This is a genomic window from Pedococcus sp. (assembly GCF_036554925.1).
In the GTDB taxonomy this organism is placed as follows: Bacteria; Actinomycetota; Actinomycetes; order Actinomycetales; family Dermatophilaceae; genus Pedococcus_A.
In genome coordinates, this window is the sequence record NZ_DATBMI010000117.1 from 1 (window position 1) to 12,990 (window position 12,990).

13 protein-coding genes and 1 tRNA gene are annotated in these 12,990 nt (G+C 74.4%); 7 read left to right on the top strand and 7 right to left on the bottom strand.

The features are described 5' to 3' along the window. Window positions 1-49: 49 nt before the first annotated feature. Window positions 50-664, top strand: coding sequence for a GNAT family N-acetyltransferase (locus VIB11_RS09620; RefSeq protein ID WP_332030732.1), 615 nt, complete (start codon window positions 50-52; stop codon window positions 662-664). A 149-nt stretch (window positions 665-813) separates the two neighbouring features. On the opposite strand, the gene VIB11_RS09625 is transcribed toward VIB11_RS09620, so the two are convergent. Beyond that, window positions 814-1,413, bottom strand: coding sequence for a dihydrofolate reductase family protein (locus VIB11_RS09625; RefSeq protein WP_332030676.1), 600 nt, complete (start codon window positions 1,411-1,413; stop codon window positions 814-816). 199 nt (window positions 1,414-1,612) lie between these two features. Here VIB11_RS09625 and VIB11_RS09630 point away from each other — a divergent pair, with 199 nt between their 5' ends. Next, window positions 1,613-2,065, top strand: coding sequence for a hypothetical protein (locus VIB11_RS09630; protein ID WP_332030678.1), 453 nt, complete (start codon window positions 1,613-1,615; stop codon window positions 2,063-2,065). A gap of 113 nt (window positions 2,066-2,178) precedes the next feature. Continuing rightward, complete coding sequence (locus VIB11_RS09635) at window positions 2,179-2,631, top strand: hypothetical protein (protein WP_332030680.1); 453 nt, start codon at window positions 2,179-2,181, stop codon at window positions 2,629-2,631. A 190-nt stretch (window positions 2,632-2,821) separates the two neighbouring features. On the opposite strand, the gene VIB11_RS09640 is transcribed toward VIB11_RS09635, so the two are convergent. Next, complete coding sequence (locus VIB11_RS09640) at window positions 2,822-3,685, bottom strand: LLM class flavin-dependent oxidoreductase (RefSeq protein WP_332030682.1); 864 nt, start codon at window positions 3,683-3,685, stop codon at window positions 2,822-2,824. 184 nt (window positions 3,686-3,869) lie between these two features. Here VIB11_RS09640 and lepB point away from each other — a divergent pair, with 184 nt between their 5' ends. Beyond that, the gene (gene lepB / locus VIB11_RS09645; RefSeq protein ID WP_332030684.1) at window positions 3,870-4,607 is read left to right on the top strand and encodes a signal peptidase I; all 738 of its coding nucleotides are present in this window, start codon (window positions 3,870-3,872) and stop codon (window positions 4,605-4,607) included. A 76-nt stretch (window positions 4,608-4,683) separates the two neighbouring features. Further along, the gene (locus VIB11_RS09650) at window positions 4,684-5,826 is read left to right on the top strand and encodes a winged helix DNA-binding domain-containing protein (protein ID WP_332030686.1); all 1,143 of its coding nucleotides are present in this window, start codon (window positions 4,684-4,686) and stop codon (window positions 5,824-5,826) included. A gap of 75 nt (window positions 5,827-5,901) precedes the next feature. Here VIB11_RS09650 and VIB11_RS09655 read toward each other — a convergent pair whose 3' ends face one another. Together VIB11_RS09655 and VIB11_RS09660 are read right to left on the bottom strand one after the other, a co-directional pair. Continuing rightward, the gene (locus VIB11_RS09655; protein ID WP_332030688.1) at window positions 5,902-6,858 is read right to left on the bottom strand and encodes an MEDS domain-containing protein; all 957 of its coding nucleotides are present in this window, start codon (window positions 6,856-6,858) and stop codon (window positions 5,902-5,904) included. Then, entirely contained in the window at window positions 6,855-7,745 is an 891-nt protein-coding gene (locus tag VIB11_RS09660) for an MEDS domain-containing protein (protein ID WP_332030690.1), read from the bottom strand. Before VIB11_RS09660 ends, VIB11_RS09655 begins: the two co-directional genes overlap by 4 nt. A gap of 148 nt (window positions 7,746-7,893) precedes the next feature. Between VIB11_RS09660 and VIB11_RS09665 the strand changes: the two genes are divergently transcribed. Together VIB11_RS09665 and VIB11_RS09670 are read left to right on the top strand one after the other, a co-directional pair. Next, complete coding sequence (locus VIB11_RS09665; RefSeq protein ID WP_332030692.1) at window positions 7,894-8,832, top strand: sulfite exporter TauE/SafE family protein; 939 nt, start codon at window positions 7,894-7,896, stop codon at window positions 8,830-8,832. 40 nt (window positions 8,833-8,872) lie between these two features. Next, a complete protein-coding gene (locus VIB11_RS09670; RefSeq protein WP_332030694.1) occupies window positions 8,873-9,649 on the top strand; it encodes a GntR family transcriptional regulator in 777 nt (258 codons plus the stop codon). Between the two features lie 93 nt (window positions 9,650-9,742). Here VIB11_RS09670 and selB read toward each other — a convergent pair whose 3' ends face one another. From selB to VIB11_RS09685, 3 genes are all read right to left on the bottom strand, one after another. Further along, entirely contained in the window at window positions 9,743-11,527 is a 1,785-nt protein-coding gene (selB, locus tag VIB11_RS09675; protein ID WP_332030696.1) for a selenocysteine-specific translation elongation factor, read from the bottom strand. Between the two features lie 3 nt (window positions 11,528-11,530). Beyond that, window positions 11,531-12,823, bottom strand: a complete 1,293-nt coding sequence (gene selA, locus VIB11_RS09680; protein WP_332030698.1) for an L-seryl-tRNA(Sec) selenium transferase — start codon at window positions 12,821-12,823, stop codon at window positions 11,531-11,533. A gap of 29 nt (window positions 12,824-12,852) precedes the next feature. Further along, window positions 12,853-12,948: transfer RNA gene (locus VIB11_RS09685), tRNA-Sec, on the bottom strand. Window positions 12,949-12,990: the final 42 nt, after the last annotated feature.

Genomic DNA, 12,990 nt, shown 5'->3' on the forward strand with positions numbered 1-12,990 from the left:
CCACCGGCACCGGCCTGACGGTGTCGGCGCGTGGTGGTTCGCTGTGACCATGACAGCCTCCGCCGCACCGCCGTCCGAGTCGACGTGGGAGACCCATCCGGTCACGCCCGACCGGTTTGAGGACTTCGCCGACGTCATCAACCGGAGCCGGCGGGCGAACCACTGCTGGTGCCTCTCCCACCGCCTCCAGGCCGCGGAGATCACCGAGCTCGGCGGCACCGGCCCCGACTCGCGCGAGCGGGCGATGCGGGCGCTGTGCGAGCGCGAGCACCCGCCCGGGGTCGTCACCTACCTCGACGGCGACCCGGTCGGCTGGTGCAACATCGGCCCGCGCGCCGAGATCACCCGGCTGGCCCGCTCGAAGCTCATGCCGCCCACCGACGACGTGCCGGTGTGGAGCATCGTGTGCGTCGTGGTGCGGTCGGGCTTCCGCAGGCGCGGCGTCACCGGGCACCTGATCGAGGGGGCCGTGGCGTATGCCGCGTCCCACGGCGCGCCCGCCGTCGAGGCCCACCCGGTCGACCCGCAGGGCCGGATGGACCTCACCATGGCGTTCGTCGGCACGAAGGCGATGTTCGACAAGGCCGGCTTCCGCGTCGTCGGCACCACCGACGCGGTGGCCAGCGGTATGCCGCGGCTCACCATGCGCCGCGACCTCACCTGACGCCCCTCTGCAGCGTCGACACGCTGGGAAACGGCCCCTGGAGTGCTCTCCAAGGACCCTTTCCCAGCGTGTCGACGGCGAGACGGTGGGGGCAACCATGCGGCAGACCGACGCTCAGCGGGGCACTGGCTCGACACCGCAGGAGCCGGTCACTTCTTCACGACCCGGTAGTCGATGAACGTGGCGAAGCGGGACTGCCGCACGCCGAGGTGCTCGAGGTCCATGTCGTGCTCGAAACCGTCGAACAGCCGCTTCCCGCCGCCGAGGATGACCGGCGCCACGATGATGCTCAGCCGGTCGACGAGCCCGGCGGCGAGCGCCTGGCGGATCACGTCCGCTCCGCCCATGACGTGGACGTTCTTCTCCCCCGCGGCCTCCCGGGCCTGCCGCACCGCCTCCTCGACGCCCTCGACGAAGGCGAAGGCGTCTCCCTCGGGCTGCTCGCCCGGGCGGTGCGTGACGATGAAGAACGGCAGGCCCCACGGGTTCTGGTCGCCCCAGTGATCCGCGGCCTCGTAGGTCCCGCGGCCCGCGACCACGGCCCCCATCGACGTCATCGCCTCGTCCATCCAGGCCTGGTCCTCGGGCTCCATCTGCCCGGTCGGCTCGTGCTCGTAGCTCCACGGCCCGCCGAACACCCAGTAGTGCAGGCGTTCCCCGCCGATCCCGAGGCCGCGCCCGGGCCCGTCGTCGGGGCCGACGACGTACCCGTCGACCGATGTCGTGATCCCCGCCAGCACGTCTCCCATGACGCCACCTGCCTCCTGCGCTCGCTTGTGCTCCACGGTGGCAGACCCCGCGGGTCCCGCGGACTCATCGGAGGCGTCCGGCGATGCGTGGCTGGGCCCGGAGGCCTCTCGATGGCGTAGGACACATGGGGGTGTCTCACCTCCGTCAACAGGGCGAGCATGGCGGACGGCAGGGGAACCACACCGCGAGGAGGTTCTCATGAGCGAACTGACGATCAACCGCCGCCAGGCCGTCCGCGCGGCGGCCGGGGTCGCAGCCGGTGGGCTGCTGGTGGCCGGCGCAGGAGTCGGCTCGGCTGCCGCCGGCAGCGGCAGCTTCCTGGGCAGCTGGCTGATCCACTACGAGGACATGGACGGCAACAAGGGCCTGGCCGTGGCCAGCATCGTCGACAACGGCATCTTCATCACCAACGAGGTCCGCCCGGCCGGCTCGATCGGCACCGGGTCCTGGGAGGACAAGGGAGACGACAGGTTCAAGGCGACGGCCTGGAACAGCAACTCCGCCGACGACACGTCCGGGATGCTCGAGGTCTGGGGCAAGCTCAAGGACGACAAGCTCTCCGGCAAGTTCAAGGTCACCTTCTACGACTCCGACGGCAACGAGGCGGGCACGCTCGAGGGCACCTTCTGGGGTGAGCCACTCGAAGCCTGACCCCGGCCCACCGCGCTGAGCCCGAGCCGCGCTGAGCCTGGGCATCTCGCGCCAGCCACACCGCATTCCATCCCTGCAGGACCATTCCCTGCAGAACCACGAGGAGCTTCTCCATGAGCGCAGTCACCATCAACCGACGTCAGGCCGTCCGTGCCGCTGCAGGCGTGGCCGCCGGCAGCGTGCTGGTGGCCGGGGCGGGTGTCGGGTCCGCGTCGGCCAGCAGCAGCGACCTGCTCGGCAGCTGGCTGATCCACCACGAGGACGAGAACGGCGACACCGGGCTCTCGGTCGCCAGCTTCATCGCCGACGGCGTCTTCGTCGGCAACGACGTCCGCCCCGCCGGCGGGGTCGGCACCGGCTCCTGGGAGGACAAGGGCGACGACAAGTTCAAGCTCACGTCCTGGGTCGGCTACCCCGCCGACGACACCTCCGTGAAGATCGAGGCCTGGGGCAGGCTCAAGAACGGCAAGGTCTCCGGACGCTTCGAGGTGACGGCCTACGACTCGGACGGCAACGAGGTCGGCGGGGTCAAGGGCACCTTCGAGGGCGAACCCCTCGAAGCCTGACCAGCACACCTGACCAGCACGCCTGACCAGCATGCCGGACCAGCACGCCTGACCAGACCACTCGCGGGGCGCGGGCAGGGGCACGGGGCAGGCGAGGGAGTGGCACAGCGGACGGCCGCGGGGGCTCGTGACCGCTGTGCCACCCCTCGCCGTTGCCCTGCCGCATCCGGCATCCGGAAACCCGACCGCGTCAGGGAACCCCGCCCCGCCCGAGGGCGACCAGCTCGCGGACCTGCGGCGCGACCTCCTGGCCATAGCGCTCGATCTCGTGGGCGTCGTCGCTGGCGAGGATGAACGCCGAGACGCCGTCGGCGAGCGCCAGGTCGGCCAGGAACGCGGGGTCGGCATCGCCGGGCCCGATGTTGAGCAGCCGCCGCACCGCCGACGGCTCGCGCGCGGCTGCCTGCGCGCTCTCGTCGATGACCGCGTTCAGCTCGGCCAGGCGCTCGCGGCCGCCGAGATAGCCCAGGCTCGGCAGCCACCCGTCGGCCACCCGCCCGATGAGGCGCAGCATCCGCGGCCCGGTGGCACCGACCCAGATCGGCACCTCGTGCGCCGGCGCCGGGCCACGCTTGGCCCCCACGGCCCGGTGGTGCCTGCCCTCGACTCGCACCACCTCCCGGGTCTGCGTGTCCCACAGCGCCCGGATCACCGCGATGGCCTCCCCGAGGGCCTCGACGGACTCCCCCGCGGTCAGCCGCGGGGCACCCATGGCCTCGATGGCGTCCCAGAAGCTCCCCGCCCCCAGCGCGAGTACCACCCGTCCTCCGCTGAGCAGGTCCAGGCTCGCCACCGACCGCGCGAGCACCGCCGGCGGGCGGAGCGGCAGGTTCACCACGTTCGCCGAGAGGTGGACGCGCGAGGTGCGCGCCGCGGCATACGACATCAGGGTCCAGGTGTCGAGGAACGCCGGCTGGTAGGGGTGGTCCTGGAAGGTGGCGAGGTCCAGGCCCGCGCGCTCGGTCGCGACGGCCAGCTCGACGGGCCGCTGCGGCGCACGGGAGGTGGGCGTGATGAAGGTGCCGAACAGCAGGTCGTGCCCGTAGTCAGCCATGGTGGGCCTCTCGTCCGGAGGAGCCGGGACACTCCCCCCGCAGCGTCGCACAGGGCCCGCCCGGGGACGAGGTGTCACCACTCCTGCCACGCGAACCCCACGGCACACTCCCGGTTCGCCGCTCTCGTCCGATTGGCGTAGACCCATTGGTCACGCTTGCGCCAATACGCATATTCTGATGAGGATGACGACCGCGCCCCCGCTGGACACCCACACGGTCGATGCGACTCAGGGAGAGCACGCTTCGGCGAGGGGTGGAGGCTGGCCCCGGCGGACGCTGGCCATCCTCCTGCTGGGGGTGCTCGGGCTGGTGGTGGTCCGCGGCTTCCTGTTCCAGTCCTACATGGTCCCGTCGACGTCGATGCAGCCGACCATCGCCCCCGGCGACCGGATCCTCGTCAACCGCACCGTCGAGGACGACGACCTCAGGCGCGGCGACGTCATCGTCTTCGACGGGACCCGTGGCTTCGCGTCGGCCACCCTCAGCCCGCACCAGGCCGAGGGGCTGGTGCCCCGGCTCACCGCCGGATTCGTCTCGCTCGTGGGGATCAACCTCGGCGAGCGCAACTACGTCAAGCGGGTCGTCGGCCTTCCCGGCGACCACGTCCGCTGCTGTGACGCGAGCGGCCGCATCACCGTCAACGGCACCCCCCTCGACGAGGTCTACCTCGCGGACGGGGAGCGCCCGAGCGACATGCCGTTCGACGTGGTCGTGCCGGCGGAGCGGGTCTGGGTCATGGGCGACTACCGCAGCCTCTCCGGCGACTCGCGAGCGCACCTCCACGGCGCGACCAGCGGCATGGTGCACGTCGACAACATCGTGGGCCGGGCCGAGCTGACCTTCTGGCCGCTCTCGCGCGTGGGGCGGCTGTCACCTCCACCCGACCCCACCAGCACCACGCACGCCGACAGCGGCCGGTAGGCACCGCTCACCGCCTCCTGGCGCCGCTCCCCCACGTCCGGCTGCCGGCGTCGGTGCGCTCCGACACCATGGGCTCATGGACCGCCGCCGCACCCTGCGCCAGCGCCTCGCGACCCAGCGGCTCAGCGCCGCGCCGCTCCCGCGCGCCGCCGACGTCGTGCGCCTGCTCGCGTGCGTGCAGAGCCAGGAGCGCGACCACGCCTTCTTCTCGCTCGGCCTGCGGTCCAGGGACACGACGTATGCCGCGGTGCGGGCCGCGTACGACCGCGGCGCCTTCCTGCGCACCCACATCCTGCGGCCGACGTGGCACTTCGTCCTCCCCGACGACGTGCGCTGGATCCTCGCGGCCACCTCTCCTCGCGTCCTGCGGGCGATGTCCTACCGCCACGCCCAGGTCGGCCTCGACGACCCCGCCCACGTGACCCGGTCGCTCGACGCGCTCGGTGAGCTGCTGAGGGGGCGGGCCTTCCTCACCCGCCGCGAGATCGGCGCTGCCTTCGGCGAGCGCCCGGGCCTGCCGAGCGCGGGCGAGCAGCTCGGCCACCTCCTCCTGCTCGCCGAGCTCGAGGGGCTGGTCTGCTCCGGGCCCATGAAGGGGGTGCACCACAGCTACGCGCTGCTCGACGAGGTGGTGCCACCGGCCCCCGCGCTGGGCCGCGACGAGGCGCTGGCCCGCCTGGCCCACCGCTTCTTCGCCGGGCACGGGCCGGCCAGCCTCAAGGACCTCGCACGCTGGGCGAGCGTGACCCAGGCCGACGCGCGGGCCGGGGTCGCAGCGACCCTGGCCGCGACGCCGGGCGCGCTCGAGGAGGTCGAGATCGACGGCATCACCCACTGGTTCGACCCGTCCCTGCCGCGGCGCACGACAGCCGGCCGGGCGGCACACCTCCTGCCGGTCTATGACGAGGCCGTGCTGACCTATCCCGCGGTGAACTTCCCGGCGGCTCCGGGGCACCCGACGGGCGGGGCCGTCGACCCGTTCTGGGAGCCCGTCATCGTCGACGAGACCAACGCCGGCCTGTGGCGGCGCACGGTCGGCAAGGACGCGGTGGCCGTGGAGACCCGTCTCGCCACAGGCCTCGACCACGAGCAGCGGGCGCTGGTGCTGGAGGCGGCCCGTCGCCTGGCCGACTTCCTCGGGCGCGAGCTCGACTACCGGGAGGTGACCGGCGGGCCAGCCGCCGACGATGCGAAGGCCCGGCGGGCGGCGATCGGGTAGCCGAGCCCGCCCGCCCGTCTCCGCGCCCGCCCTCCTGCGCGCCTGCCCGCGCCCGCACCCACCCGCGGCGGCCGACTAGGTCCTGACCGGCACGGCGTGGAAGTAGAGCCGGACGGCGGTGCCGGGGCCGTACGGCCGGACCGTCGCCTCGTCGGCGAGGCTGCGCGCGATCCACAGCCCCCGGCCCGAGGGACCCTCGGCAGGCGGGGGCGCGTACCCCGCGGCCGTCTCGTGCATGCCCAGGCCGTCGTCGCGCACCTCCCACACCTGGAGTCCGTCGTCCCGCCACTGGCTGACCTCCGCCGCCCCGGCCGCCACGATGGCGTTGACGACGAGCTCGTGCACGGCGAGGACGACGCTGTCGACCTCTTCCTCGGTGGCGCCCTCCGGCAGGCCTGCGCGCACGAAGTGCCGAGCGTCCCCGGCGCGGGTCACCGTGACCGACGCGCGGTCCTCGGGCGCCTGGGTCCAGGCCGGCTCGACGGAGCGCAGGAAGGCCGCGGTGGGCTGGTACTGGGGCGACGGGACGACCCGGCCCTCGTCCCACGTGAGGGGGTGCGTGCGCAGTGCCGCCGCGATGACCTCGGGATCGAGCCGACGCCGGTCGTGCAGGCACAGGCTGTAGTACGGGTAGTCGGCGAAGGCGTCGTTGGCGACCGCCTCGTAGCGGGACCAGAGGTCGCCTCCCGGAAGGGCCAGCCACGTCGGCTCACCGACGAGCCTCCACGGCGTGCCCGACTCGATGAGGGGGGTCATGGCGTCCTGGTAGCTGGCGAGGGTCTCCGAGCCTCCGACCCAGTGCCCCTGCGAGGGGGCGAACACCGCGAACTCGTCGACCACCGAGCCGAACTCCCCCTCCAGCATGCCCCGGACGCGGTCGCTGGCGACGACCACCAGGGGCTGTCCACGCTCCAGCCCCTCCTCCACGAACGGCAGGACACGGGCTCGCACCGTCGCGTCGCTGTCGAACACGAACGCCTCGTGCGCCAAGCGATCCCCGGCCCAGTCCCCCACCGTGGACACGGACGTCATGGCGTCACCTCTCCGTTCAGCGCAAAGGCCCGCAGTGTGTTCACCGCCGCGGGACCTACCCCCGCAAAGGTCACCGAGCGCCCTTCAGCCGACATTTTACGCTGGAACAGGGCCAGCACGCGGGTCGCCGCCACGTCGATGAACTCGAGCTCCAGCAGGTCGACGACCAGGGGGCCGGAGGTCGCGTCCCCGTACGCGCCCAGCACCCTGGCCAGGTCGCCCGCCGTGGTGGTGTCGATCTCGCCGACGAGGTGGACCACCCCGGGCGAGAGCGACAGCGCGAACGTCGGCTCCGCACCACCGGTGTGCTGCGCGCGGTGCAGCGCGTTCACCTCGCGCGCCCGCGCGGCCACCCGCTCGAGGTCCACGAGGCAGAGCACCGTCGCGTGCTGGGTGGCGTACACGGCGTCGACCGCCAGCTCGAAGGCGATGAGCCGGGGGGTCAGACCCGCCTCCGAGACGAGGCGGGTGGTGTCGGCAGCGAGCCGCAACCCACCGAAACCGCCCGAGAGGGCGTCCTCGGCCAGCCTGCGCAGCGACTCCACCGGGAGGCGTGGCCCCGTGGCGGGGGCCACGGTGCCCGCAGGGGGGCGCGAGCTGACCCCGGCGACGGCCGGTGGCGCGGTCGTCTCGAGGTCGCCGAAGGAGTGCACGAGCAGCTGCCCGGTGGCCAGCAGCTCGTCACGCCCGGGCAGGTCGGCCAGGTCGTCGAGCAGGCTCGCGCGCGGGCCCCCACCGACGAACAGCAGCTGCTCCTTGAGGCGCATGCCCTCGGCGAGGTACACCGCGCAGACCGAGCGCAGTGCGGCGCGACCCGAGTAGCCCCAGGAGCCATGCTCCCCCGGGCCCAGACCGACAACGGTGTCGAGAGCGCGCACGCCTCCCACGGAGCCAGCCTAGGCACCGGATCCGGCCCGCGATAAGGACCCATCGTGACCATTCAAGTTGTCCGGACTTTTGTGTTACCGTCGTGCAACCGCACACCCCCTGGGGTATCCCCCGCCTCGAGGGTGCTGCCCGTCCCGAGAGGAAACGATGACCCTCCTGACCGTCGCCCTCGCCGTGCTCGTCGGCCTGTCCCTGGGCCTGCTCGGTGGCGGCGGGTCGATCCTGACCGTGCCCCTGCTGGTCTACGTGGCGGGCCTCCCGACCAAGGAGGCCATCGCCACCTCGCTGCTGGTGGTCGGCGCCACCAGCGCCGTCGCGGCGGTCTCGCACGCCAGGGCCGGTCGTGTGCAGTGGCGGACCGGCCTGCTCTTCGGCGCGGCCGGGATGGTGGGCGCGTATGCCGGTGGGAGGCTCGCCGAGCTCGTCCCCGGCCCCATCCTGCTCGTGGCCTTCGCGCTGATGATGCTCGCCACCGCCGTGGCCATGCTGCGCGGCCGACGCGGGACCGGCGCCCGCGGGGTCCACGACACGCTGCCGGTGAAGAGGGTCCTGCTCGACGGCGTCGTGGTCGGTCTCGTGACGGGCATCGTCGGCGCCGGCGGGGGCTTCCTCGTCGTTCCCGCGCTGACGCTGCTGGGCGGGCTGTCGATGCCCGTCGCCGTCGGCACGTCGCTGCTCGTCATCGCCATGAAGTCCGCGGCCGGGCTCGCCGGGTACCTCTCCTCGGTGCAGCTCGACTGGCGCCTGGCCGCCATGGTGACGCTCGCCGCCATCGCCGGCTCCCTCGTGGGTGGCCGGCTCGCCGGGCGGGTGCAGCCCGAGCACCTGCGCCGTGGCTTCGGCTGGTTCGTGCTCGTGATGGCCGCGTTCATCCTGGTCCAGGAGATCCCCGAGCCGGTGTGGTCCGCGATGCCGGCGGCGGCACGGGTCGGGCTCGCCGCCGGAGTCGCCGCGGTCGTCCTCGGCCTCGGGTTCGTCGGCCAGCGGCTGGGCCGGCAGACGGCCGCGGGGGCCGCCGCGGCTGACACGGAGGCGCGGGAACCGCGGACGTCGGAACGTCAGGCGCGTGAACCGCAGCCGCGCTAGCGGTGCCTATCCTGAGGCTGGCCCCACCTCGAGGAGCGACATGACCGCGCCGCAGCAGCACCGCGACCGACGCCTCCAGCGCGGCGGCGCGGTCCCCCTCTGGCGCCAGCTCCACCAGGACCTGCTGCGCCGGCTGACGGCCGGGGAGTTCGCGTCCGGACTGCCCGGCGAGATCGAGCTGCGCGAGGAGTACTCCGTCTCGCGGCACACCGTCAGGGAGGCGTTGCGGCCGCTCCGCGAGGCGGGGCTCGTCGACTCCCACCGTGGCCGCAGCACCCGAGTGGCGACGACCGCGATCGAGCAGCCGCTGGGCAGCCTGTACTCGTTGTTCCGCGAGGTGGAGGCTCAGGGACTCGAGCAGACCAGCCGGGTCCTGGCCCTGGAGGAGCGCCACGACCCCGAGGTCGCCGATCGGCTCGGCCTCTCCCCGAACGAGGGCCTGGTCTTCCTCGAACGCGTGCGCCTCGCCGGCGGCGAGCCCCTCGCCCACGACCAGGCGTGGCTCCCGGCCTCGCTGGGGAGGCCACTGCTCGACCTCGACTTCACCCACGTCGCGCTCTACGACGAGCTGGCCCGCACGGCCGGCACCCGCCCGACCGGTGGCCACGAGCGGATCCGCGCGGTGGTGGCCTCCGAGTCCGAGGCCGCGCTGCTCGGGATCGACCCGGGCGCGGCCTGCCTCGACATCGAGCGCCTGGGCCAGGTGGGCGACGAGGCGCCCATCGAGTACCGCCGGTCGGTCATCCGCGGAGACCGGTACGCCCTGCTCACCGAGTGGAGCCCGCAGGGGTACCGGCTCGGCGCGCGGGACCTCTAGGCCTGCTGGCGCTGCGCCACTGATCCGTCCGGCGGATCAGTGACGCAGTGCGCTGGAGTGGGGCTCGAGTCAGGGCTCGAGTGGAAGTTCGAGTCAGGGCACCACCTCGCGGTGGGTGGCGTCGACGCGCCTCGTCCAGCCCCGGTGGTCGAGGTGCTCGAGCAGCGGCACGGCCACCCGTCGCGTCGTCCCGAGCGCCTGGCGCGCCTCGCTCAGGGTGAACGGCTGCGGCAGGCCGGCCAGCACCCGCATCGCCCGGGCCGGACCGGAGGGCAGCAGCAGGACGTCGTCATCGAGCCGCAGCAGCCGGCCGGCGCGCACGGCGGCGCCCACCTCGCGCGCACCCAGGCCAGAGGCCTCGAGCTCGGGACGGTCCGGCGCGGCGAACGAGTCGGTGGCGAGCCGCTGCTCGATGCGCCTCAACCCCTCCTCCGCCTCGCCCAGGGACGCCACCACCCCGGCCAGCCCGACCCTGCCGCCCTCGACGACGAGCCCGGCGGCTGCCGCCAGCGCCGGCACCAGCCCCCGGTCGGGCACACCGGCGGCCGAGCGTGCGGCCTCCGTCGTCAGGGTGGGCTCGAGTGGCACCCCCTGCGCGCGGGCGGCCACGGCGTCACGCAGCAACGTCGCCCAGCGACCCCACACCTGCGGGTCGACGAGCCAGTCGCCCTGTCGCAGAGGGTGATCCGCTCCGCCCGCGACCGCGTCGACCTCCCGCGCCGAGATCCCCAGGGCGAGCGCGTCAGCCACTCGCATCGCCCCCCGACGGCGGACCTCGACGGCCAGGTCGAGGGCGCCGGTCGCCGTCGCCAGCTCGCGGCCCCGGCCGGCCGCCGCGCCACGGCGCCCCAGGGGCGGCGGGTCGGCATCGAGCACCAGCACCCCGGCGACCACCCGGCGCGCTCCCGGGTCGCGCAGGATGGCGCGGTCACCCGCCTGCAGCGGCAGTGGCCGCGACAGGGTCAGCCGGGCGGTGTCACCCGCGAGCGGCCGCACCCGCACCTCGTGGGCGGCCGTGCCGACGTGGAGCATCGCCTGGCCGGGCAGCCGCTCGGCGGGCCGGAGCAGGCGCACGTCCACGGTCGAGGTGCGCAGCCACGCCGCGGGCGAGAGCAGCACCGACCCGCGCGCGACGGCGTCCGCGCCGACGCCACGCAGGTTGACCGCGACGCGCGAGACGGGGCCCACCGCCTCGCGCGCCGTCTCGAGGGACTGCAGCCCGCGGACCCGGGCCCGCACGCCGCCCGGCTCGATGTCGAGCTCGTCGCCCACCGCGATGGTGCCCTCCCCCAGGGTCCCGGTCACCACCGTCCCGCTGCCGCGGACGGTGAACGCGCGGTCGACCCACAGCCGGACCCTGGCGTCGACGGCGGGCTCGGGGAGCCCTCCCACGAGGCCGTCGAGCGCCTCCCGGAGGGCCGGCATCCCCTGGCCGGTCCGGGCCGAGACCGCCACCGCCGCGCAGGTGCCCAGGCTGGTCCCGGCGAGCCGCCCCCGGGCATCCTCCAGGACGGGCCCCGGGCCGGCGAGGTCGCTGCGGGTGACGACGAGCAGGCCGTGCTCGATGCCGAGCGCGTCGATGGCGGCGAGGTGCTCGGCCGACTGTGCCCGCCACCCCTCGTCCGCGGCGACGACGAAGACGACGGCCGGCGCGGGGCCCAGTCCGGCGAGCATGTTGCCGATGAACCGCTGATGGCCCGGCACGTCCACGAAGGCCAGGCGCTGGCCCGACGCCAGCGTCGTCCACGCGAAGCCGAGGTCGATCGTCAGGCCGCGGCGGCGCTCCTCCTCCCAGCGGTCCGGCTCGCGGCCGGTCAGTGCCCGGACCAGCGCGGACTTGCCGTGGTCGACGTGCCCGGCGGTGGCGACGACGGGCACGCCTCAGCCCCTCGAGGCGAGGGCCGTACCGACCGCGGCGGCCACCACCGAGTCGGATTCCGCTGGGACACAGCGCAGGTCGACGAGGCACCTGCCGCGCTCGACCCGGGCGACCACGGCCGGGTCGCCCCGGCGCAGCACCTCGGCGCACCAGTCCGGCAGCTCCACGGCACACCCGGGGAGCCGCAGGCCCGGGGCGCCACCGCCACCGACCGCGCCGTCCGCGTCGACGACCGACCGCCCGACAGCGGCCGCCACGGCCTCGGTCCGGCGCCGCAGGTCGCGCAGGTCGGCGTGCAGGGAGGACACCACCGGCGGGACGGGCCCGCGCAGCGTCGCCTCGAGGGCGGCGAGGGTGAGCTTGTCCACGCGCAGCGCCCGGGCGAGCGGGTGACGGCGCAGCCGCTCCACGAGGTCGGCGTCGCCGAGCACCAGCCCCGCCTGCGGGCCGCCGAGCAGCTTGTCGCCGCTCGCCGTGACCAGGCTGGCTCCCCGACGCAGGCAGGTGGCCGCGTCCGGCTCGTCGGGCAGGAGCGGGTCGGGGCGCAGCAGGCCGCTCCCGATGTCCATGACCACCGGGACCCCGAGGGTGGCGAGCTCCTCCAGCCCGGGCGCCGAGGTGAAACCCTCGACGCGGAAGTTGCTCGGGTGCACCTTGAGGACGCACCCCGTCCGCGGGCCGATCGCGTCGGCGTAGTCCGCCAGCGACGTGCGGTTCGTGGTGCCGACCTCGCGCAGCCGCGCGCCCGTCGAGGAGATGAGGTCGGGCAGCCGGAAGCCGTCGCCGATCTCGACCATCTCGCCGCGGCTGACGACGACCTCCCGCCCCGCCGCCAGCGCCGTCGTGGCCAGCACCAGCGCCGCGGCGCCGTTGTTGACGACGAGGGCCCCGCCGGCGTCGGGGACCGCCTCGCGCAGGGCGGCCAGCGTCCCGCGGCCCCGGCGTGCGCGGGCACCGGTGTCCACGTCGTACTCCACGTCGACGTACCCGGCGGCCGTCGCCAGCGCCTCGACGGCGGCGCGGGACAGCGGGGCCCGGCCGATGTTGGTGTGCACCACGACACCCGTGGCGTTGATGACCGGGCGCAGCGTGGTCGCGCGGGCCGGAAGGCCGGCAGCGGCGGCGGCGGCGACCTCCTCGGGGGCGATCTCGCCCGCCCGGGCCCGCTCCTGGGCCCGCGTCACGGCCGCCTTGACGACGGCCTCCCCGTGGCGGTCCGCGGCCTCGGCGAACGCGGGCAGCGCGAGCAGCGCATCGGTCCGCGGGATGCGTCGCCGCGGGTCGGTCGCGGACATCGACGGCTCCCTCCGCACGGGTGGACGTGTGGCGGAGGCGGACGGGAATCGAACCCGCCAGACCGAGATGCTCGGCCTCACCGGTTTTGAAGACCGGGGGGACCACCAGGAACCCAGACACCTCCGCGGCCCACGCTAGTCGAACCCGGGGCGCGGGCACGCACGCC